General features: G+C 45.7%; 22 protein-coding genes. 7 read left to right on the top strand and 15 right to left on the bottom strand.

The genetic code is table 11. The features are described 5' to 3' along the window. The 4 genes from AACT21_RS11070 to AACT21_RS11055 all read right to left on the bottom strand — a co-directional run. Positions 1-823, bottom strand: an 823-nt coding sequence (locus tag AACT21_RS11070) for a NupC/NupG family nucleoside CNT transporter (RefSeq protein ID WP_094163357.1), incomplete at its 3' end; no start/stop codon positions are given. 209 nt (positions 824-1,032) lie between these two features. Continuing rightward, positions 1,033-1,980, bottom strand: coding sequence for a LysR family transcriptional regulator (locus AACT21_RS11065; RefSeq protein ID WP_019282016.1), 948 nt, complete (start codon positions 1,978-1,980; stop codon positions 1,033-1,035). Positions 1,981-2,041: 61 nt separating this feature from the next. Next, positions 2,042-3,010, bottom strand: a complete 969-nt coding sequence (locus AACT21_RS11060) for a lytic murein transglycosylase (protein ID WP_013857211.1) — start codon at positions 3,008-3,010, stop codon at positions 2,042-2,044. Positions 3,011-3,033: 23 nt separating this feature from the next. Continuing rightward, on the bottom strand, positions 3,034-3,315 hold the full coding sequence (locus tag AACT21_RS11055; protein WP_019282017.1) for a YcgL domain-containing protein: 282 nt from the start codon (positions 3,313-3,315) through the stop codon (positions 3,034-3,036). 199 nt (positions 3,316-3,514) lie between these two features. Between AACT21_RS11055 and minC the strand changes: the two genes are divergently transcribed. From minC to minE, 3 genes are read left to right on the top strand one after another with little or no spacing between them, the layout of a single operon-like run. After that, positions 3,515-4,177, top strand: a complete 663-nt coding sequence (gene minC, locus AACT21_RS11050) for a septum site-determining protein MinC (RefSeq protein WP_013857213.1) — start codon at positions 3,515-3,517, stop codon at positions 4,175-4,177. Between the two features lie 20 nt (positions 4,178-4,197). Then, entirely contained in the window at positions 4,198-5,010 is an 813-nt protein-coding gene (gene minD / locus AACT21_RS11045; protein ID WP_094163355.1) for a septum site-determining protein MinD, read from the top strand. A 4-nt stretch (positions 5,011-5,014) separates the two neighbouring features. After that, the gene (gene minE, locus AACT21_RS11040) at positions 5,015-5,281 is read left to right on the top strand and encodes a cell division topological specificity factor MinE (RefSeq protein ID WP_010317176.1); all 267 of its coding nucleotides are present in this window, start codon (positions 5,015-5,017) and stop codon (positions 5,279-5,281) included. A gap of 56 nt (positions 5,282-5,337) precedes the next feature. Here the strand turns inward: minE and rnd are convergent, their stop codons facing one another. From rnd to AACT21_RS11000, 8 genes are all read right to left on the bottom strand, one after another. Continuing rightward, on the bottom strand, positions 5,338-6,456 hold the full coding sequence (gene rnd, locus AACT21_RS11035) for a ribonuclease D (RefSeq protein ID WP_094163353.1): 1,119 nt from the start codon (positions 6,454-6,456) through the stop codon (positions 5,338-5,340). A gap of 97 nt (positions 6,457-6,553) precedes the next feature. Further along, positions 6,554-8,248: a long-chain-fatty-acid--CoA ligase FadD gene (gene fadD, locus AACT21_RS11030; protein ID WP_026028639.1), complete on the bottom strand. Its 1,695-nt coding sequence runs from the start codon at positions 8,246-8,248 to the stop codon at positions 6,554-6,556. Positions 8,249-8,350: 102 nt separating this feature from the next. Next, positions 8,351-9,205, bottom strand: a complete 855-nt coding sequence (locus tag AACT21_RS11025; RefSeq protein ID WP_094163351.1) for an alpha/beta fold hydrolase — start codon at positions 9,203-9,205, stop codon at positions 8,351-8,353. A gap of 2 nt (positions 9,206-9,207) precedes the next feature. Beyond that, positions 9,208-9,771: a Slp family lipoprotein gene (locus AACT21_RS11020; protein ID WP_017047796.1), complete on the bottom strand. Its 564-nt coding sequence runs from the start codon at positions 9,769-9,771 to the stop codon at positions 9,208-9,210. Between the two features lie 15 nt (positions 9,772-9,786). Continuing rightward, positions 9,787-10,092: a hypothetical protein gene (locus AACT21_RS11015; protein WP_026028815.1), complete on the bottom strand. Its 306-nt coding sequence runs from the start codon at positions 10,090-10,092 to the stop codon at positions 9,787-9,789. 53 nt (positions 10,093-10,145) lie between these two features. Next, positions 10,146-10,847, bottom strand: coding sequence for a tRNA (adenosine(37)-N6)-threonylcarbamoyltransferase complex dimerization subunit type 1 TsaB (gene tsaB, locus AACT21_RS11010; RefSeq protein ID WP_017047797.1), 702 nt, complete (start codon positions 10,845-10,847; stop codon positions 10,146-10,148). A gap of 8 nt (positions 10,848-10,855) precedes the next feature. Next, positions 10,856-12,799: an ATP-dependent DNA helicase gene (locus AACT21_RS11005; RefSeq protein WP_038170106.1), complete on the bottom strand. Its 1,944-nt coding sequence runs from the start codon at positions 12,797-12,799 to the stop codon at positions 10,856-10,858. A 94-nt stretch (positions 12,800-12,893) separates the two neighbouring features. Further along, positions 12,894-13,094 carry a hypothetical protein gene (locus tag AACT21_RS11000; RefSeq protein ID WP_013857222.1) on the bottom strand — a complete coding sequence of 67 codons (201 nt, stop codon included), beginning with the start codon at positions 13,092-13,094 and terminating at the stop codon, positions 12,894-12,896. A gap of 187 nt (positions 13,095-13,281) precedes the next feature. Between AACT21_RS11000 and purU the strand changes: the two genes are divergently transcribed. After that, complete coding sequence (gene purU, locus AACT21_RS10995; RefSeq protein ID WP_010317194.1) at positions 13,282-14,115, top strand: formyltetrahydrofolate deformylase; 834 nt, start codon at positions 13,282-13,284, stop codon at positions 14,113-14,115. 125 nt (positions 14,116-14,240) lie between these two features. On the opposite strand, the gene AACT21_RS10990 is transcribed toward purU, so the two are convergent. Then, positions 14,241-16,244 carry an NADPH-dependent 2,4-dienoyl-CoA reductase gene (locus AACT21_RS10990; protein WP_094163349.1) on the bottom strand — a complete coding sequence of 668 codons (2,004 nt, stop codon included), beginning with the start codon at positions 16,242-16,244 and terminating at the stop codon, positions 14,241-14,243. Positions 16,245-16,456: 212 nt separating this feature from the next. Between AACT21_RS10990 and sppA the strand changes: the two genes are divergently transcribed. Then, positions 16,457-18,307 (top strand): signal peptide peptidase SppA, encoded by a 1,851-nt coding sequence (sppA, locus tag AACT21_RS10985; protein ID WP_094163347.1) that lies wholly within the window; start codon positions 16,457-16,459, stop codon positions 18,305-18,307. A 120-nt stretch (positions 18,308-18,427) separates the two neighbouring features. Continuing rightward, positions 18,428-19,441 (top strand): asparaginase, encoded by a 1,014-nt coding sequence (gene ansA / locus AACT21_RS10980; RefSeq protein ID WP_094163345.1) that lies wholly within the window; start codon positions 18,428-18,430, stop codon positions 19,439-19,441. A gap of 92 nt (positions 19,442-19,533) precedes the next feature. Here the strand turns inward: ansA and AACT21_RS10975 are convergent, their stop codons facing one another. After that, entirely contained in the window at positions 19,534-19,818 is a 285-nt protein-coding gene (locus AACT21_RS10975; protein ID WP_013857226.1) for a YeaC family protein, read from the bottom strand. Between the two features lie 101 nt (positions 19,819-19,919). On the opposite strand from AACT21_RS10975, the gene AACT21_RS10970 reads away from it, so the two are divergent. Next, on the top strand, positions 19,920-20,744 hold the full coding sequence (locus AACT21_RS10970; protein ID WP_094163343.1) for a DUF2989 domain-containing protein: 825 nt from the start codon (positions 19,920-19,922) through the stop codon (positions 20,742-20,744). A 47-nt stretch (positions 20,745-20,791) separates the two neighbouring features. Here the strand turns inward: AACT21_RS10970 and msrB are convergent, their stop codons facing one another. Continuing rightward, the gene (msrB, locus tag AACT21_RS10965; RefSeq protein ID WP_094163341.1) at positions 20,792-21,196 is read right to left on the bottom strand and encodes a peptide-methionine (R)-S-oxide reductase MsrB; all 405 of its coding nucleotides are present in this window, start codon (positions 21,194-21,196) and stop codon (positions 20,792-20,794) included. Positions 21,197-21,374 lie beyond the last annotated feature (178 nt).

Below are 21,374 nucleotides of genomic sequence, written 5' to 3'. Positions count from 1 at the left end.
CCCCCACCCAGCCCAATAGGCCGTTGAGTAGCGCAATCACACTGATAAAGGCCAGTAACGTTGCCCCAACCGCAACCGCGATACGAAGCCCAGACATTGCACCATCAGCCACGGCTTCAACCACATTGGTTGCTTTTGGTATCTCAACCTCTTCATTGACCACCTGCTGACTTTGCGCTTCGGTTTCCGGCACCAAAATTTTCGCCATCAACAAACCGGCTGGAGCTGACATAAATGCCGCCGCAATAAGATAGTTAAGGTTAACGCCCAGTGAGGCATAGCCCACTAACGTACCACCCGCAACCGAGGCTAAGCCACACGTCATCACCGCAAAAAATTGCGAATCACTCATGTGCTTTAAATAGGGCTTAACGACTAACGGCGCTTCAATCATGCCGACAAAAATGTTCGCCGTGGCTGACAGTGACTCTGCACGCCCCGTACCCAATAATTTTTGTAAACCACCGCCAATCAAATTAATCACTTTAGGCATCAAACCAATGTGGTACAAACCGGAGATCAAAGCGGAGAAGAAAATGATGATGCCAAGCACATTAATCGCAAACACAAAACCAACGCTACCATTGGCTAAACCGCCAAAGAGAAAGCCAATTCCCTCTTGCCCATAATTGATCAAATTCGATACCACACCCGTGACACTGTTGAGCACTTCTTTCCCCATAGGGACATACAGAACCAATAGTGCAAAGCCTACTTGCAATAAAAAAGCGAGCGACACGGTTCTAAGTTGGATGTTTTTTCTATTGGTAGAAAGTAGCCAAGCCGTAAATAAGATGGCGACGACGCCAAGTAATGAGTTCATTTGCTGTCAATCCAGATAACGGGGATAGGAAAGGCGCGCATTCTATCGTGCGAAAACGAATGCGCAAGTCGCAAATGTTACAGAGGTGTGCTTAAAAATAGCAGCCTTAAGCCTCTTGTTTCAAGCTGTTGATTTGTAACAAGCTAAACGATTGCCTAGGCTTATATTTTCCATATGGAAAAGATGTTTCTGAGTTTGGAAATAATACATTACACTTTTGTCAAACGGATGTAAGGCTCTAACTGAGTATCCCAGTAGCAAGGTGTACCGATTAAAGCCTTGATAAATTCAATCACGGCTGAGGTTTTCTTCGGCATATGTTGTCGGCTCGGGTAAACCGCATAAAAAGGCATGCTTTGATTTGCGTGCCAATCTGGCAACAACTGGATCAGTTTACCAGTTCGAAATTCATCTCGAATTAAATAAGTCGCCAAGTAAGCAACACCCCACCCTGCCACGGCGGCGTCACGGACGGCTTCGGCTAAATCCACCGAATAGTTACCCGACACATTGATGTTGACCTTTTGCTCTGGATTGGCAAACGACCAACTGGTGTAATCTCGCTCCCAACTGCGGTAGATAAGACAGTTGTGACCTAACAGATCACCGGGTGTCTGAGGGGGTGAATGGTTTAATAAGTATTCCGGTGATGCCGCCAGCACAAATTGGCAATCGGCGAGACGTTGCGCCACGTACCCTTCCGGCAAATGTTCGTTGTTGGTCACCCACAAATCAAGCCCTTCTTCGAGCATATCGACTCGATAATCGAACAAATGCACTTCCACTTGCAGTTTTGGATAACGCTGACGAAGCGCCTCCAGTGCTGGCAAAATGTGCAAAGAACCAAACGACTGTGAAAGACCAAGCTTAATCAGCCCAGACACCTCATCACGCTGGCTTTCCATTTCAGACTGCGCAGCATCCATCAACCCAACGACCGCAATACAATGGCGATAAAAAGCCTCTCCAGCCTCGGTTGTGGTGAAGCTGCGGGTGGTTCGCTGAACGAGCTTCACCCCGAGCGAGGCTTCCAGTAAGGCCAACTGCTTACTAACATGCGATACTGATACGCCTAAGCTTTTGGCCGCAGCGGTAAAGCCTTGATGTTTGATTAACGCAGCAAATATCACCATTTGCCCTGCACGTTCAACTAGCACACGCTCTCCAGAAATAGCAAAGGGCTCATGATGAGCCCTTTGCGTTCAATTAAGGTTCAAATCAATAGGTAATTCTATCCGCCAAATGGCTCACCGCGAGGGCGAAATAATATGAACGGTTCCACTTCATCAACACATTATAGTTGTTGTATACCAAGTAAACGCGGCCATTTTCATCATCTGGCATGATAAGCCAAGCTTGAACGTTGTCTAAATTAGGCAGTGGTTTACCTTCGTAACGAGTAATACCGAGCTTGTTCCACTCTCTCAGTGATTTCCCTTTTTCGGGCTGTCGCCCTTCTAGAGTGCGGTCAAACCCATGCGGAACTTTAACTTGACGGCCCCAAGTGTATTTATCATCCCATCCCGATTGGCTGAGATAATTGGCCGTCGACGCGAATACATCTTCCTTTGAGCGCCAAATGTCTTTTTTGCCATCGCCGTTACCATCGGAAGCGAACGCCAAAAACGAACTCGGCATAAACTGGCATTGTCCCATCGCGCCAGCCCATGAACCTTTCATCTCATCAGCTTGGATATGACCTTGCTGTAGAATTTGCAACGCGGCCATCGTCTCCTTGCGGAAAAATTCTTCTCGACGACCGTCATAAGCCATAGTCGTCAGCGCATCAATAACACTAAAACCACCGGTCAACGCACCAAAATTACTTTCTACGCCCCACAAAGCCACGATAAAGCGCGGCTGCACGCCATACTGCTCGCCAATGCGGCTAAGCTCTGCATAGTGCTTTTCATACAGCGCCTTTGCTTGGTTCACTTTCCATTCTGGAACCGCGCGTGGGATATATTCATCCAGCGTCAGTTTCTTTTCTGGTTGATTGCGATCGGCCGTCACAGCACGTGGCTTGTACTCCACATTTTTAAACGCATCGATTAAAATTTGCTCTGAAATGCCTTCATTTCGTGCTTGCTGCTTCAAGCCTTCCACATAGTGTTCAAAACTAACCTCATTCGCCATCAATGGCGTGGAGAGGCTTAATCCCAATACGACTGACAATAACTTTCTCAAATCGTCCTCCTTGAGCTGAAAACTTAGCTATCTTTTTGCTGAGCCTTTTGCTGCTTATATTGTTCTAATAAATTTTGTGGCGGTGGCGGTAACTGTAGGAAAAAGCCCTCATTTTCTAGAGAATCTTTTACTTTTTCAATGTTCACTTGGGCAAGTGTACGCCCTTCCAGTTTCACTACCATGACTAAAGTAGGTTTACCGAACATCGCCATTAATGTGTCAGGAACCTGTGAAAAGTCATCCTTTTTGGGGATATAGAGATAGGTACCTTCTTTTTTAGAGCTTTTGTAGATAGAGCAAAGCATGACAAACCTTTTATTGTAATAAACTGGCTTTTCGAGCCAATTAAGTTAGAAACGTTAAACTTTTACCAAATTTGAGATTAAAACAAACATTTGACCGCAAGATAACTTGCTGAGCTAAGTCAGGGAATATAACATGACAACCCTAGTTTCAGGCAACGCCCTTTCTAGTGAAGCCATTAGTTATTGAGGTCAATATAAGATGTCGAATACTCCTGACCTAAAAGGTAGCAGTTTTACTTTGTCAGTGTTACACCTTTGCGACAGTGAAGTTGCCAATACCGTTGAGTTTCTCAAGGAAAAAGTCGCCCAAGCTCCTGCTTTTTTTGCCTCTGCACCTGTGGTGATCAATATTGCTAAAGTGATTGGCGATATTGATTTTGCGATACTTAAACAAGGCATCACTGAAGCAGGAATGATCCCGGTCGGTGTGACAGGTTGCCGTGATAAACGCAGCCAAAACTTAGCCTCAGAAGCCGGCTTTGCCGTGATGGCAGCAAGCAAGTCGCCTTCTCAAGCTCCCGCTCAAATCGCGCCAACCAAGGTGATTCGCACGCCCATTCGCTCTGGCCAGCAAGTGTATGCCAAAGATAGCGATTTAGTGATCCTCAATCACGTCAGCGCGGGGGCCGAAGTGATCGCCGATGGTTCAATTCACATTCATGGTTCACTGCGCGGAAGGGCCATTGCCGGTGCCAGCGGCCAAACGGAAGCAAAAATTATTTGTCACGATTTACAAGCAGAGCTGGTCTCCATTGCTGGAAATTATTGGCTTAGCGATCAAATTGAAAGTGAGTTTTGGCAGAAGAAAGTGATGCTCAGCATGGTTGATGATTCACTGCATTTTGAAACGCTCACGATTTAAAAATTAACAAGGAAAACATAATGGCACGCATTATTGTTGTAACGTCAGGAAAAGGCGGCGTAGGTAAAACGACCTCAAGCGCAGCAATTGCTTCTGGCTTGGCTTTGAAAGGTAAAAAAACTGCGGTTATCGATTTCGATATTGGTTTACGTAACCTTGACCTTATCATGGGGTGCGAACGTCGCGTTGTGTATGACTTTGTCAATGTCATCAACGGTGAAGCTACGCTCAACCAAGCGATGATCAAAGACAAGCGCACAGACAATTTATTCATTCTTCCCGCATCACAAACTCGCGATAAAGATGCGCTGACTAAGGATGGCGTCAAGCGCGTACTCGATGAACTCGATGCGATGGGTTTTGATTTCGTCATTTGCGACTCACCAGCAGGTATTGAGCAAGGCGCGTTGATGGCTTTGTACTTTGCTGATGAAGCGATTGTAACGACGAACCCTGAAGTCTCTTCCGTGCGCGACTCAGACCGCATTTTAGGGATTTTGGATTCCAAATCAATGCGCTCAGAGCAAGGGTTAGAGCCTGTTAAACAGCACCTTTTATTGACCCGTTATAACCCTACTCGCGTGACACAAGGTGAAATGTTGAGCGTGGAAGATGTTGAAGAGATTTTACATATCTCTTTACTTGGCGTGATCCCAGAAAGCCAAGCGGTGCTTAATGCCTCCAACAAAGGTGTTCCGGTTATTTTTGACGATCAATCAGACGCAGGCCAAGCTTATGCTGACGCTGTCGAGCGCTTATTAGGGCAAGAAGTCGAGTTTCGTTTTCTAACGGAGCAGAAAAAGGGCATCTTTAAACGACTTTTCGGGGGTTAATATTATGTCTCTACTTGAGTTTTTCCGACCACAAAAGAAAACGACCTCAGCAAGCCTTGCCAAAGAGCGTTTGCAAATTATCGTCGCCGAACGTCGTAGTGAAAATGACCCTGCACCGACCTATTTGCCTCAATTGAAAGAAGACATTCTCAAGGTGATCGCCAAATACGTCGCGGTTGACCCTTCGATGGTTGAAGTCTCTTTTGAGCACAAAGATGATGATATCTCTGTGCTGGAATTGAACGTGAAACTGCCAGACGAAGAAAAGTAATCCTTATGATAAAAGAGCCTGCAAAATTGCAGGCTCTTTCTCTTTACTAACCAATTTTACTCAACCAATTTGTTGAGCCGTTCACCGAGAATAGGTAAGCGCCAGCTCTGCATCACATCCGGCAATTGCGCGGGATCTCTCTCTTTCTTCCACACCCAACTCAATAGCTGGTTGAGCTGTTTTTTAGAGGCTAAAAATTCAGTCGCTAAACCCGTGGTTTGAGACACTGATTTAACTTCATCTTTCAACCGTTTAAACAACTGTTTATAGCCGGGATAGTCCATCAAAGGGTCGATTTTAGGTGGGTATTGATCAGCCGGAGTCTGCTGGCCCGCTTTCACCAATGCAATGATTTTGGCACTGTGACGTTGAATCGATCTCGGATCGGCCCCTTCATCAATCATACGGCTTGCACTCGTCAATCCCAAACGAGCGATAGTCAGCAAATCTGTCTCTTTGACCACAAAATTGAGCGCCAAATCACGGCGTACCGCCTCTTCGTAGCGCCAAGTAGCTAAGGGTTTGAGAATCGCTAATTCTTGCGGTGTTAGTTGCCATGCCCCTTTGATATCCAAATAGGCCAAATCGGGATTAGTCTGTTTAATGCGTTTGACGCTCAATAGTTCAGATTCTTGCTGCGCCGCTTGCCACCAGCCCGCCAGCGTCACTTTATCGAGTAATTTCTCGTAAATCGGCAGCAAATAAAACACATCGGCGGCAGCGTAATCCAACTGCTTTTGCGATAAAGGCCTTGCTAACCAATCAGTACGCGATTCACTTTTATCAATTTCAATCCCTAAAAATTCATTGACCAATGCGGCAAATCCGGTAGACAGTCCATGGCCGAGAAAGGCTGCCATTACTTGTGTATCGACCATTGGAAACGGTGTGCAGCCAAATGCATTATGAAACACTTCGAGATCTTCACCACACGCATGCAGCACTTTGAGCACGGAGGTGTCTTGCAGTAACTCGACAAAAGGGGCCATGTCATCAAAGGCAAGTGGGTCGATTAAAGAGAGGTTTTCACCATCATAAAGCTGGATCAATCCGAGCTGTGGGTAAAAGGTACGCACTCGGACAAACTCGGTATCGAGCATCACCACATCGGCATCTCGCGCGGCAAGGCATACACGTTGTAGGTCGTTAGGCTGGGTAATTATTTGGTAGTTCACTAATGGCTCACTTTGGGCAACCCTACTAGAGGGGACATAAAAATGCCGACGGTTTGAGTCGGCATTCTAGCACTATTTTTTCATACTGACTTGATGCTTAGGCACGTTTTGTTTGTTCAATTGCCGCATCATTTTCTTCACGAAGTACGCGGCGTAAAATTTTACCCACATTACTCTTTGGTAAATCTTCCCTAAACTCAATCAACTTAGGCACTTTATAGCCAGTCAAATGTTTACGGCAATGGGCAATGATTTCATCTTTGGTTAAGCTCGGATCACGCTTAACCACATAAATCTTGACGATTTCACCAGACACTTCATGAGGCTGGCCGATAGCGGCCACTTCTAATACTTTGCCATGCAGTGCAACCACATCTTCAATCTCATTAGGATAGACGTTGAATCCAGAGACTAAAATCATGTCTTTCTTGCGATCGACAATATAGACCATTCCTTGCTCATCAAACTTGACGATATCGCCTGTAGAGAGCCAACCATCGGCATCAATCACTTCTTTCGTCGCTTCCGGTCTTTGCCAATAACCTTGCATCACTTGTGGGCCACGCACTTGCAACTCACCGACTTGATCATAAGCCAACACTTTGCCTTCATCATCAACGATACGCACTTCGGTTGAAGGAACGGGTAAACCAATGGCTCCCGAATAATCACTTAAATCATAAGGATTACCTGTCACCAATGGCGCACATTCAGTCAAACCGTAACCTTCAAGCAGGTGGATACCCGTCACTTTTTTCCACTGATCGGCCACCGCGCGCTGTACCGCCATGCCACCACCAACAGAAAGCTTAAGATTTTTGAAATCAAGTTCATGGAAATCTTCGTTGTTGACCAACGCATTAAACAGCGTATTCACCCCCGTAATGGCAGTAAATGGGTACTTTTGCAGCTCTTTGACAAAGCCTGGAATATCGCGTGGATTAGTAATCAATAGGTTACGCCCACCCATTTCGACGAACAGTAAACAGTTTACGGTCAGTGCAAATACGTGATAAAGCGGTAATGCCGTCACAACCAGTTCGCGGCCTTCGGCCAATACTGGGCCATATGCCCCTTTTGCTTGGAGCACATTCGCAATCATGTTGCGGTGGGTCAGAATTGCCCCTTTTGCCACACCAGTTGTACCACCGGTATATTGCAAAAATGCAATGTCGTCGCCAGACATAAAAGGCTTCACATACTGTAAACGGCGACCTTTGTGTAACGCCTTACGCATGGAAATGGCACCTGGTAAATCATATTTTGGCACCATCCCTTTCACATATTTCACAACGAAATCAACCAACGTCCCTTTTGCTCTAGGTAACATCTGTCCAAGGCTGGTCAATACCACATGTTTTACCGAGGTATTTTCAACAATTTGCTCTAAGGTATTGGCAAAATTCGAGACGATGACGATCGCCTTTGCATCGGCGTCATTCAGTTGATGTTCAAGCTCTCGCGGGGTGTACAACGGGTTAACATTCACTGCAATCAACCCGGCTCGTAATACGCCAAATAACGCGACCGGATACTGCAATAGGTTAGGCATCATTAAGGCGACACGATCACCTTTTTTCAGCTTTAGCTCATTTTGCAAATAGGCGGCAAATGCTCGGCTGCGCTCTTCCAGTTTACGAAAAGTCATGACCGAACCCATATTCATAAAGGCTGGTTGATCGGCATATTTATGAACCGATTGCTCAAACATTTCGACCAAAGAGAGGTACTGATCAGGGTTGATGAATTCAGGTACGTCAGTTGGATAGCGTGAAAGCCAAGGTTTCTCCACGGTAATACTCCTCGTTATTGGCGGCTGCTCTACGGCGATATTTTTATGTGCGCTATTACAGCACAGCCAAAGCGCTTGAGCACGAAACACTCAAACACTTGTTTAAATTTTGTTAACTAAGCCAAAAATTAGTTCGGCGACTTGCGAAGGTTGCTCAAGATGGCAATGATGACCACCAGAAATAGTGAACATCTCTTGCCGATCATCGGCGAAATAGCCTCGAGCGGCTCGTAACTCAGAAAAACCGTGTGTACCGAGAATCACACGTTGTGGGCATTGGATGTGCGCCATTATGTGCTGAGCATGCTCATACGACATGCGATACAAGGAATCGCTGTTTAACTGTGGGTCATGACGCCAATACCACTCGTCATTGCGCCGCTCTACTCCTCGAATAACGATGGGTTGGATCAAGGTTGCTTCTAACTGGTTGACTTCGGCTCGGCGAGCAACAGCGTATTCTAAGTTCGGTAACCTACGACGAGGCTTACGCCGGATCCGCTGGCGGCTGAGTACGCCATTGCGCAGCCTGGCCACACTCTCTAGTGGCGATTCAGCCAATGGAGCCATTCCTTCGATTTGAACTAATCCTGCGACTTGCTCAGGAAAGGCGGCACTATAGCAACTTGCGATTAAAGCACCAAGGGAATGCCCTACGATCACTAACCTGTTTGGTGATAAGTTGAGCAAAAATGAGTAAATATCATCAATATAGTCATGAAATGGGTAAAAATGACCGTCGGCTTTATGGCTTGAAAGGCCATGTCCCGGTAAATCGATTGCGCAAAGGTGTAACTGTGGATTAAGGTGACTTAACGCTTTGATAACGGTAAGAAAACTGGATGAATTATCTAACCAACCATGCAAAAAAACGACCGATAAGTCGGCCGTTTGTGCGTTTCCCAACTCTTGAGTCGCAATCATTCCTTGCGCAAGAGAGTACTGTTTTTGTTGCATCGCTATTTCACTTCTTGTACCACGCGCCCTTCACGAGCACCAATGTACATTTGACGACAATATAAGCTGTGGCAAGGGTACATATAAGTACCGAGATCATTCACGACCACTCTTTCTTCAACTCGCCACAAATGTAGCCCTTTTACGGCCATGGTTGGGAAAGTGTATTCAAACTCACCCACTTTGGCTTTTTCTGGAGCAAGGCTGGTTCCCACTAGCGTCACCAAACGATCTTTCGCATAAGCCACTGGGTCAACAAACCCGTCAACATAGCCAACAAAACGCCCTTGCGGTTCGCGGTCGATATCCGGTCGGCCTGATGAGCTAATCGGCAAATTGACTATTTCAATTCGTGTTTTATCCGCCAAATTAGTCACACTGGCGATGACGCCGCCCAGCCGGACTTCATCTTGTTCATTGGTTGGCGTATTGACCCAAGTGGCGTAATCGGTGATCACGGCATCACTACTGGCACGAAGATCATCCGGTAAGCTTGAGCATGCACCAAGCAGCAATGTGGACGATAACAATAGTAGCGTTTTAGAAGTGGAAAAAGATCGCATCATAATGACCTTGTTAGGTTAGATGTAGATATCGACTCCAAGCAGTTGAGCAAGTTCCTCTTTTTTTGCTTGGTTCATCACGTCCATGTACTCTTCCATCGCCTTTCTTGATCGGCCTTCAGGAAGATCGTATTCCAGATTAGCCTGATGAATCTCTGATGGATCGACATGACGAATTGAATGAGAAACAGCATTCGCCACCTTAGTAGGTTGGCCTACTCCGGCTTTGGCATCGCCTTTCTTTACCCCATTGTTCTTATTTGCGCGATTAGCCCTATTGCTACCGGGCACTATCGCAGGAGGTAAACCATTAATTGAAACCATACTGTTCCTATTCAATTAGAGCAAGACGAATGCAACGCCTTGCCTTTCACTGATTATTCTCGGCCCGGTAACTTCTTCCAAGCCACGTTATCACGCAGGTAAACAGGGCTCGACTCTTCCACCGTTAGCGTGTTTCCTTTGGCAAACTCGTACTGAGCAAGAAACACCATATCCTGTGCATCTGGGTACAATACTTCCCCCATTTGACACGAGATAGGCAACGTATCTAACTCTTCTTTATAAGCCGCCCAACCCGTTCCAGCGCAGCCCCAAGTGATGCTGTCAGCTTTGATTTGCTCAGCAAGAGTATTAGGAGCAATGACGCACTCTGCATCTATCTCTTGCCAAGAGCCATCTTCTTGACGTGTATAACGACCCCAGTAAATCTCACTCATTCTGGCGTCAATTGCACACGCCACCTGCTGGTAACCCTGTAAACGATAGCTGCCTTGCGCCATCGCTGCCAGGGTCGAAATACCTATCATAGGTAAATCAGCGCCGAATGCTAAACCTTGTGCAATTCCAATGCCAATCCGTACTCCGGTAAAACTGCCCGGACCACGGCCAAAGGCTAGCGCGTCTAGTTCCTGTAAGGTGATGCCCGCTTCTTTGAGGACGGAATCCACCATGGGTAGAATTTTCTTGGTGTGATCGCGAGGGGCAACTTCACTGCGAACGTACAGTTTGCCGTTCATCATTAAAGCAACAGAACAGTTCTCTGTTGCTGTGTCTAAGGCAAGGATCTTTGCGCTCATTACTGTCTCTAATTGTTGTTAATAGTTACGGGTGTCGTGACTGAAATTTGACTTAAGAAATCTTTTACTTTGTCCAAATCCCGCGTACGTGGAATGGGCGGTAAACTGGCAAGAAATAGCCCACCGTAGTCACGGGTGACTAAACGGTTATCACAAATGATCAGTACACCTTTGTCATGTTTATCGCGGATCAAACGCCCGACCCCTTGTTTCAAGGTGATGACGGCATCGGGTAGTTGTACTTGCGCAAATGGATCCCCACCGCGCATTCGGCAATCTTCAATTCGCGCTTTCAGCAGCGGATCATCTGGTGCGGTAAATGGAAGTTTGTCGATAATAACACAGCTTAATGCGTCACCTCTAACATCTATCCCTTCCCAAAATGCCCCTGTCGCGACCAATAAGGCATTACCTAATTCCATAAATTCGGCCAACGTTTTTTGTTTACTCGTCTCCCCTTGCATCAGCACTGGCACGGTTAACACTTCTCGAAAACGTTCACCTAACTCGCGCATCATGCTGTGGGAAGTACATAAAAAGAAGCAGCGGCCTTGGTTTTGCTCAATCACTGGCGACAAAATACGCACCAATTTATCGGCAAGGCCTGGGCTATTGGGTTCAGGTAAATAGCGTGGCACACACAGCCGCGCCTGCTGTTGATAGTCAAACGGGCTTGGTAATGAAAACTGAGCTTGGGGCTTTAATCCTAAACGCTGAGTGAAATGGCTAAAATCGTCGTTTACGGCCAAAGTAGCGGAGGTGAAAATCCATGCGCCCTGCTTTTGTTGCACCTGTTCGTGAAATTTATCGGCCACCGAAAGTGGGGTGATGTGTAAACTAAAATGACGCGGCGTGGTGTCATACCAATAGGAATAACCAGTAATAGAGACATCACACACTCGATCAATTCGTCCTTTGATTAAGTTGGCGCGCTCAAATGCGGTATCCAATAACTGGCTGCGACCTAACGCGAGTTTTAACACATCGATAGCAAAATCTAAGCTGTCTCGCAAACGCGCTAATTCTCGTGAAATCGATGGTGAAGCTAACGCCTCACGCCAGTTGCCTCGAAAACTGGGTTCACCCAACACAATGCGTAAATCCATCGCTGACTGCACCAGTTTATCGCCGACTTTCTGCAATTGGCGCATATCTTTTGCTTCAGTGCGATAGCCGATTTCAATATCTTTCGCCAGCTCTTGAACTTGGCGACTGGAGACTGATTGACCAAAATATTGGCTGGCGATATCCGGTAACTGATGCGCTTCGTCGAAGATAAAGACCTCGGCTTCGGGGATCAACTCACCAAACCCGGTTTCTTTGATCGCCAGATCGGCTAGAAAAAGGTGATGGTTGACCACGACAACGTCGGCATCCATCGCCTTTTTGCGCGCTTTAGAGACAAAACAGTCGACGTAACTTGGGCACTCTTTGCCAAGGCAATTGTCGTTGGTTGAGGTGATGGTTGGAATGACTGCACTGTCTTCAGGCAACTCTTCACATTCGCCTAAATCACCACTTTTGGTTTCCGATGACCAACGACGCACTTTCACTAATTGAGTCAGCAGCTGTGGATCAGATTGGTTGGTGTGGCTTTCCACCATTTGGCGGCTTAGCCTATCAAGGCACAGATAGTTTGCTCGGCCTTTTAATAGCGCAACATTGCCATAGAAACCGAGCGCATCAATCATCAAGGGTAAATCACGATGAAAAAGCTGCTCTTGTAGGTTTTTAGAACCCGTACTGATAATGACTTTTTTACCACTGAGCAGCGCAGGCACCAGATACGCAAAGGTTTTGCCTGTACCAGTCCCTGCTTCAACCACTAATTGCGATTGTTGGGAAATCGCCTTAGCGACCGCTTCAGCCATGTCAATTTGCGCTTGTCGAGCTTGAAAACCGGCAATGGCTTTACCTAATGCGCCTTGTGAAGAGAAGGTTTTTGCAATCATCAAAAAGTGGAGGTAAGTGTTCGTTGCGGGGCATTATGTCAGGTTTGATGAGCTGGCGCGAATCCAAGTGCAACCCGCGCCAGTTAGGTGTGTTCTATTTGCGATTGAGGTAACGAGATAACCAAGCTGGTCCTTCGTACCCATTCTCCGTTTGGGTCATTGCTTTTGCCGCCTCGGCGGGTGACGCTCGGTTCTCCCACATGTCTTCCAAAATGATTTCGTCAATTTGATGGTCTCCCATCAATGCACTCACTCTTTCCATATACAGCTTTCGTGCGAGGAGTTCTCTATCCATAAATACCGCCTTAAGACACTCTGTGAGGAAGAAATTTAGTAAAAGCCTAACGGTGAACCCGTTTATATATTGAAACCAACTTAATAATAGATTAATTATAGCCCTTATATTGCGGGGCGCCTCACCGTTCACACGCTCACGAATTAGTTTTTAGAACGAAAAAAATCATGCACGGAAGTAATTAATAATGGAAAGAAAAACACTGCTCACTCATTGTAGTGATGCGCCCGGACTTATCTCTAAAATCACGAACATTTGTTATAAACATCAACTCAATATTATTCATAATAATGAGTATGTTGATAACATCAGTGGTCACTTTTTTATGCGTACTGAATTGGAAGGCTACTTTAACGACACCACCCTTTTAGCCGACCTTGACCAAGCCTTGCCTGCACACGCAAAACGTAAACTGATTGATTCTTCGCGCAAACGCATCGTTATTTTGGTGACTAAAGAAGCACATTGCTTGGGCGATATTTTGATTAAGAATTATGATGGCAGCTTGGATGTCGATATTGCTGCAGTGATTGGCAATTACGATACGCTGCAAAATCTGACCGAAAAGTTTGATATCCCGTATCACCATGTTTCTCATGAAGGGCTAAACCGCGAGGAACATGAGCAGAAATTGTTAGAAGTGCTGGACCAATATCACGCCGACTATTTGGTCCTCGCCAAATACATGCGGGTACTCACTCCTGGTTTTGTCGATAAGTACCATCACAAAATTATTAATATTCACCACAGCTTTTTACCGGCATTCATTGGTGCAAAACCTTACCAGCAAGCATACGAGCGCGGTGTAAAAATCATTGGTGCGACGGCGCACTTTGTCACTAATGATTTAGATGAAGGCCCGATTATTAAGCAAGATGTAATCCCGGTTGATCACACATTCAGCGCGCAAAACATGGCGCAAGCTGGACGGGATGTTGAGAAAAATGTGCTGAGTAAAGCCTTGAACAAAGTTATCAACGATCACGTTTTTGTTTATGGCAACAAAACGGTCATTTTATAGCAAAGCGAAGACTGTTCTTCACGAACATAGGAAAGACAAAAGGCGCGATTTGCGCCTTTTGTTGTTTTACGATTGCTGGCTGATCACTCCAAGTAATAACACCACCGGCTAGCTTGGACCACAAATTATAACTTAATCGCCAGTTCGACCCCCTGACGAATCGCACGCACAGCATCAAGCTCACCAGCATAATCGGCACCACCAATCACATGCATCTTCTCACCCAATGATGCCCATTTATCTTCAAAAGGACGTACCGATTCTTGCCCGGCACAAATCACAATTTTATCGGCGTCTAACAGCAAAGGATTACCGTCAAGCGTGATATGTAAACCGTCAGCGGCAATTTTTTCATAACCGACACCACCCAGTAGATTCACTCCACGCTTTTCTAAGGTGCGTTTATGGATCCAACCTGTGGTCTTACCGGGGCCTTTACCTACTCGTCCTTTGCGACGCTGCAATAGCCATACCGTTTTCTCACTCATACAATCGGGAAATGGGTACAAACCTCCGGGATAAGCAATCTCTTTATCGATGCCCCAATCATGCAGCCAATCATCAAGCGTATGCTCTGTCGGCTCAGTCAACATAGTGGCGACGTCGACACCAATTCCGCCAGCACCAACAATCGCGACTTTTTCGCCAACGGGTGTTTTTTCACGGATCAGCGTTTGGTAATCCACCACCTTTTCTAGGTTATCAATACCATCAATTTTTACTTTTCTCGGCTCGACACCCGACGCCATCACCACTTCATCGTACGGTTCGAGCATCTCAAAATTGACGTCAGTATCTAAATGCAGATGCACACCGGCTTGATCAATACGATTTGCAAAGTAGCGAATGGTTTCTCTAAACTCTTCTTTGCCGGGAATTTGCATCGCCAAACGGAACTGGCCACCAATGCGATCATTTTTTTCAAACAGATCAACATGATGCCCACGCTCAGCCAAGGTAGTCGCGCAAGCAAGCCCCGCCGGACCTGCGCCAATCACCGCCATTTTTTTCGGCTGAGCCGCAGGGCGAATAACCATTTCCGTTTCATAGCAGGCCCGCGGGTTGACGAGGCAACTGGCCCGTTTGCCTTTAAATACGTTATCTAAACAGGCTTGGTTACAGCCGATACACGTATTGATCAGCGCGGCTTTTCCTTGCTCGGCTTTGGCAACAAATTCTGGATCGGCAAGAAACGGACGCGCCATCGACACCATGTCCGCTTGACCCGTTGCTAATATTTTTTCTGCTTCTTCTGGAGTGTTGATGCGATTACAGGTCACGACGGGCACAGAGAGATGTGGGCGGATTTTTTCCGTTACCCAAGTAAAAGCAGCACGTGGTACTTGAGTCGCTATCGTTGGAACGCGCGCTTCATGCCAACCGATGCCCGTATTGATAATGGTCACGCCAGCTTGTTCAAGTGCCTTAGCGAGCATTAAAACCTCTTCAAAAGTGCTGCCCTCTTCGACTAAATCCAGCATTGAAAGACGGAAAATGATGATGAACTCTTTACCAACCACTGCACGAATCGCTTTCACTATCTCAATGGGTAAACGGATACGATTTTCGTAACTACCGCCCCAATCGTCGTAACGCATGTTGGTACGTTTACAGATAAATTGGTTGATCAAATACCCTTCCGAGCCCATCACTTCCACACCATCGTATCCTGCAAGGTGAGCTAATTCAGCACTACTGGCAAAGGCATCAATGGTTTTTTTTATCTGACGGGCACTCATTTCACTCGGTGCAAAACGCGCAATAGGTGCTTTAATCGCCGAAGCACTTTGGGCAAAAGGGTGCATTGCGTATCGGCCTGCGTGCAGCAATTGCAAGGCGATCTTTCCACCTTGGCGATGCACTGCCTCAGTCACAACTTGGTGTGCACGCGCATGTTTTGCCTTGCTAAATTCAGCACTGAAAGGGTGAAGTCGACCGCGCAAATTAGGCGAAAACCCGCCCGTCACAATCAGCCCAACCCCACCTTTTGCACGCTCTTCATAAAAAGCGGCCAGCTTATGGAGCCCTTCCTTGTGCTCTTCTAATCCCGTGTGCATTGATCCCATCAATACACGGTTGCGTAACTGAGTAAATCCTAAATCCAAAGGCTCTAACAGATGTGGGTACATGGCGACTTCACTTTTATAATTATGCGTTATGGTCTGACCAGAATATTATTGCCCACAAAAAAAATCAAACAAGTGTTTACATTTTTGTAACACTGATCAATCTTGCGGTTGTTTGGGTATACTAGATCACGTAGGATGTAAGCCATTAATATCTCAAGGTTAATCCCTTGATTCATTTAAACACGCTTGCGAATAGCCGCAGTGGAGAAACAATGAAATCACTATTTCGATTTATCGGTTTGATATTTAAAGGTTTTTGGAAAATCATTACCTTTATTCGTTTAGCCCTAACCAACCTGTTCTTTTTGCTCAGTATTGCACTGATTTATTTCTTGTATGTACATGCCGATTCTCCCCTGCCTACCATAGAAAAAGAGTCCGCATTAGTAATGAACTTATCGGGACCGATTGTTGAACAGAGTTCTTACATCAATCCGATGGATTCAATGACTGGTTCATTTTTTGGCAAAGACTTACCCAAAGAAAATGTATTATTTGATGTAGTAGAGACCATTCGCCATGCGAAAGACGATGCGAAAATCACAGGCATTGTGCTCGCTCTCGGAGAAATGCCTGAAACCAACCTCACTAAGCTACGTTACATTGCTAAAGCGCTGAACGAATTTAAAGCCACGGGCAAACCCATCTACGCGGTGGGAGATTTCTATAATCAAAGCCAATATTACTTGGCAAGCTACGCCGATAAAGTCTATTTGGCACCGGATGGCGCAGTGATGCTAAAAGGCTACAGTGCCTATTCAATGTACTACAAAACTTTGCTGGAAAAGCTGGATGTCAATACGCACGTTTTCCGTGTCGGTACTTATAAATCAGCCATTGAGCCATTTATTCGTGACGATATGTCCGACGCGGCAAAAGAGTCCGCCTCTCGCTGGTTAACGCAGTTGTGGGGAGCGTACGTTGATGACGTAGCGACCAACCGTAAGATTGACGGGAAAACGTTAAACCCATCAATGGATGAATTTCTGACGCACTTAAAAGCGAGTGAGGGTGATCTCGCTGCTTTATCATTAAAATTAGGGTTAGTGGATGAATTGGCCACTCGCCAACAAATGCGCCTATCGCTCGCCGAAACATTTGGCAGCAATGGAGAAGATAGCTACAACGCCGTAGGCTACTACGAATATCAAGCCACCATTAGGCCACAGTTTAACGCTGATATGGACGATGTAGCCGTGATCGTGGCTAGTGGTACCATCATGGATGGAGATCACCCACGAGGCACAGTCGGTGGTGATACCACTGCCGCATTACTTCGCCAAGCGCGTAACGATGATAAAGTCAAAGCCGTCGTATTGCGTGTGGACAGCCCAGGAGGCAGCGCCTTTGCCTCCGAAGTTATTCGTAATGAAATTCAAGCGTTAAAAGACGCAGGCAAACCGGTTGTCGTCTCAATGTCGAGCCTTGCAGCGTCTGGCGGTTATTGGATTTCAATGAGTGCGGATAAAATTGTCGCGCAGCCAACCACGTTAACCGGTTCAATTGGTATTTTTAGTGTCATCACCACATTCGAAAAAGGACTCAACAAATTGGGGGTTTATACCGATGGCGTAGGAACCTCACCTTTTTCTGGTGTCGGTGTCACCACAGGGCTAACAAAAGGCGTGGCCGACGCACTGCAACTGGGCATTAACCATGGTTACCAGCGTTTCATCAGTTTGGTGGGAGAGAACCGTGGCCTTTCATTGGCACAAGTTGATCAGGTCGCGCAAGGCCGCGTATGGACAGGACAAGATGCGATGGATCATGGTTTAGTCGATCAAATGGGTGACTTTGATGATGCCATTAAGCTCGCTGCACAACTGGCAAAATTAGAGACCTACAATATTTATTGGGTAGAAGAACCCCTTTCACCCGCTGAGCAGTTCTTGCAAGACATCATGAATCAAGTGCAAGTTCGCTTCGGTTTTGATGTATCAACACTAGTGCCAGCGTCGCTGCAACCTGTAGCAAAACAATGGGTGCAAGATGCCAGCTTACTCAACCATTTTAATGATCCGAAAGGGCAATATGCATTCTGCCTAAACTGCCAAGTTCAGTAGCAATATCAATCTGTAATGACTAAAAACCATTGGGGCGCTTTGTGTTGAGCGCCCCTTTTTATATTAAGTGAATACGCTATAATCCCCCGCTCTGTTCCCCTACACGAGTGATTTCTAGCTATGGCAAGAAAACATATCTACATCGCCTACACTGGCGGTACTATCGGCATGCTAAAATCCGACCATGGTTATGTCCCTATTGCGGGCTTCATGGAAAAACAACTCGCAGGTATGCCTGAGTTTCAGCGCCCTGAAATGCCTGAGTTCACCATTCATGAATATGACCCTCTGATTGACTCCTCAGACATGACGCCTGAAGATTGGCAACAAATCGCCAACGATATTCGAGATAATTATGATAAATACGATGGCTTTGTGATTTTACATGGTACGGATACCATGGCTTACACGGCATCGGCACTCTCTTTCATGCTGGAAAACTTGGGTAAACCCGTCATTGTGACAGGCTCACAAATTCCGTTGGCCGAATTGCGCTCTGACGGACAAGCGAATTTACTTAATGCATTGCACATCGCCGCTAATTACCCCATCAATGAAGTGACGTTATTCTTCAATAATCAGTTGATGCGGGGTAACCGCAGTGTCAAATCACACGCCGATGGTTTTAATGCGTTTACCTCGCCGAACCTTCCTCCGCTGTTAGAAGCTGGGATCAATATTCAAATCAGCAATAACGTTAAAGTTGGCGAACAGCCGCAAGGAGCCTTCCGAGTTCATAACATTACACCACAACCGATCGGTGTGATTACCATGTACCCTGGCATCTCTCACGAAGTGATCCGCAATACCTTATTACAGCCAGTCAACGCGATGATTTTGCTGACTTTTGGTGTGGGAAATGCACCTCAAAATGCGCAACTATTAGCGCATTTAAAAGAAGCCTCAGAACGTGGCGTGATCGTCATGAACTTAACTCAATGCTTAGCAGGTAAAGTCAACATGGGCGGTTACGCAACTGGCTGTGCACTTGCAGAAGCAGGCGTGATCAGCGGCTACGACATGACACCCGAAGCCGCTTTAGCCAAGCTTCACTATTTACTGAGCCAGAATCTTTCTTATGAAGAAGTGAAGCAGAAAATGCAGGAAGTATTACGTGGTGAAATGAGCTTATAGCTTTAAACACCCACAATATATTTTCCCATCATTAACAAAATCCCCAACTCAATGAATTGGGGATTTTTGTATTCTGTACAAGTCAAATAGACTCATTCGTGGTTTGGATTGACTCGAACAATATCGTCTTGTCCGTTTTGAAAGCGCTTTTTAAGCTCATTTTTTGACTTAAAACTGATTTCTCCACCAGCGGCAACTGTCATATGGTCCGCTTCTACATTATGCTTAGATTGATACAACATCACAGCTTGCATGCATGAATCTCGCTGTGTTTGTGAAAGTGGTGTACCTTCAGGCCACTTACCCGTTTCAACAGCGTGCATTAATCGCTTGTAAGCTTCGGGGGTGATGGCGTTAATGAGTTGATCGGCATCCATGGTCTATCCTTAATTAACGAATTCGTCACAAACATAACTTGCCATGATATTGAGTCAAGACAAGCCCAATAAATAAGTGTATTTGATCACAAGCCTATACGATGAACCGGATAAAATTCATACTATTTCTATGCTTCACACTATTATTAAGTGGTTGCTTTGAAAATAATAAAAATACAGAAAAGCTCTGTGCTGATAATCCAAATTTACGCTGTGAACGGCTGAACATGGATGACGGCCAGTGCCGAATTCCTCGTACCGATCTGATATGGCATCGCTTTGAGGTCCTTAAGAATCCAAGTGATAGTAATCGAATTCAGGAATATGGTTTTGTAAAAGCTTACCGAAAATGTCTAGAGCTTGCTTCTCAAATACAAGCGATCGATCAAACCGAATTGAAACAGCGTCGCTTCGAAGCATTGGTCAACGCTGGACATGATTTAGAGACTATTGTCGATGAGCTTCACAAATCTCGCTCACCAGAGACACTCTATTTTCTTTGGAGCCAAATTGGGGACAAGCAAGCTCGCCGGGAATTCCTCCAGTTGGAAGGCAAACCTGAGCTTGAAAACGCCGAAATGCAGTATGCACTCGCTACTTTTTATGTTCAACGGGATCGAGAAAAAGCAATCTATTTGCTCCATCGAACCTTAGAACTCAGCCCAAAAGGCAGTATCAACCTTGATGCTATCAAATCTCTTGCCAGTACCAACCAAATTCTCAAACAGAAAGAAAAAGCTTACATTTGGGCGATGGTAGGAAAAACATTCAATGTGCCGGTTGCTTCAGAGACAGAACTCAAATTGCTGTACGGGTTTGATCAAGAAAAATTTGATGCACTCGACGATATCGCCGAACAAATCGTTGACGCTATCAAAAATGGACAGTTTAAACCAGAGCTCATTCCTCTCGACTTTGCCAACTAACAAAATGTAATCATAAAACAAAGAGCGGTGATAAGTTCACCGCTTTTTCACTTTTTGTTGAAAATTAACGACACTGAATTAACACAAAATCGTTCACCTGTTGTTTGAGGTCCATCGGGAAAAACATGCCCTAGATGGCTATCACACACCGCACAACGGATCTCAGTTCGAATCATTCCATGCGTTAAATCTTCAAGATAGCGGATTGCAGTATCATTGATCGGTGCATCAAAACTTGGCCAACCACACCCCGAATCATACTTATTGTTGGAGACAAATAACGGGCTGCTGCAACAGGTACACGCGTACACACCTGTGTCACGATTATGTAATAACTTGCCACTAAACGGGGCTTCTGTACCGCGTTGACGGCAAACATAAAATTCATCATCTGTTAGTCTTTCACGCCAGTATTCATCAGGCTTAACATTATTATCAATCTTCGATTTCACTTACAAAACTTCCCTTCTTCTCAATATTGCACTGGTACTTTTTATGCCAAAAACTTGCATACTCCACTCTTTGTAGCACATACTTTCTCACCATGAAATGGTAGGTATGTGATTTCTAACTGCCTTAGAAGGCTAAAGTATTTTACGCCAACTGAAAGTAAACAGAAGCGGTATAAAG

This window comes from Vibrio sp. V08_P9A1T1, assembly GCF_963874405.1.
GTDB classification, from domain to species: domain Bacteria; phylum Pseudomonadota; class Gammaproteobacteria; order Enterobacterales; family Vibrionaceae; genus Vibrio; species Vibrio anguillarum.
Note: the sequence above shows the minus strand (reverse complement) of the source record. Positions and strands in the feature narration are given on the sequence as shown.

Excerpts from the sequence above, each read along its gene's own strand:
- AACT21_RS11025 (WP_094163351.1), bottom strand. The coding sequence starts at position 9,205 with ATGCAACAAAAACAGTACTCTCTTGCGCAAGGAATGATTGCGACTCAA.
- AACT21_RS11015 (WP_026028815.1), bottom strand. The coding sequence starts at position 10,092 with ATGGTTTCAATTAATGGTTTACCTCCTGCGATAGTGCCCGGTAGCAAT.
- AACT21_RS10975 (WP_013857226.1), bottom strand. The coding sequence starts at position 19,818 with ATGGATGCCGATCAACTCATTAACGCCATCACCCCCGAAGCTTACAAG.
- tsaB (WP_017047797.1), bottom strand. The coding sequence starts at position 10,847 with ATGAGCGCAAAGATCCTTGCCTTAGACACAGCAACAGAGAACTGTTCT.
- AACT21_RS11020 (WP_017047796.1), bottom strand. The coding sequence starts at position 9,771 with ATGATGCGATCTTTTTCCACTTCTAAAACGCTACTATTGTTATCGTCC.
- minD (WP_094163355.1), top strand. The coding sequence starts at position 4,198 with ATGGCACGCATTATTGTTGTAACGTCAGGAAAAGGCGGCGTAGGTAAA.
- AACT21_RS11055 (WP_019282017.1), bottom strand. The coding sequence starts at position 3,315 with ATGCTTTGCTCTATCTACAAAAGCTCTAAAAAAGAAGGTACCTATCTC.
- ansA (WP_094163345.1), top strand. The coding sequence starts at position 18,428 with ATGGCAAGAAAACATATCTACATCGCCTACACTGGCGGTACTATCGGC.
- purU (WP_010317194.1), top strand. The coding sequence starts at position 13,282 with ATGGAAAGAAAAACACTGCTCACTCATTGTAGTGATGCGCCCGGACTT.
- AACT21_RS11000 (WP_013857222.1), bottom strand. The coding sequence starts at position 13,094 with ATGGATAGAGAACTCCTCGCACGAAAGCTGTATATGGAAAGAGTGAGT.
- AACT21_RS10970 (WP_094163343.1), top strand. The coding sequence starts at position 19,920 with ATGAACCGGATAAAATTCATACTATTTCTATGCTTCACACTATTATTA.
- AACT21_RS10990 (WP_094163349.1), bottom strand. The coding sequence starts at position 16,244 with ATGTACCCACATCTGTTAGAGCCTTTGGATTTAGGATTTACTCAGTTA.
- sppA (WP_094163347.1), top strand. The coding sequence starts at position 16,457 with ATGAAATCACTATTTCGATTTATCGGTTTGATATTTAAAGGTTTTTGG.
- minC (WP_013857213.1), top strand. The coding sequence starts at position 3,515 with ATGTCGAATACTCCTGACCTAAAAGGTAGCAGTTTTACTTTGTCAGTG.
- minE (WP_010317176.1), top strand. The coding sequence starts at position 5,015 with ATGTCTCTACTTGAGTTTTTCCGACCACAAAAGAAAACGACCTCAGCA.
- AACT21_RS11005 (WP_038170106.1), bottom strand. The coding sequence starts at position 12,799 with ATGATTGCAAAAACCTTCTCTTCACAAGGCGCATTAGGTAAAGCCATT.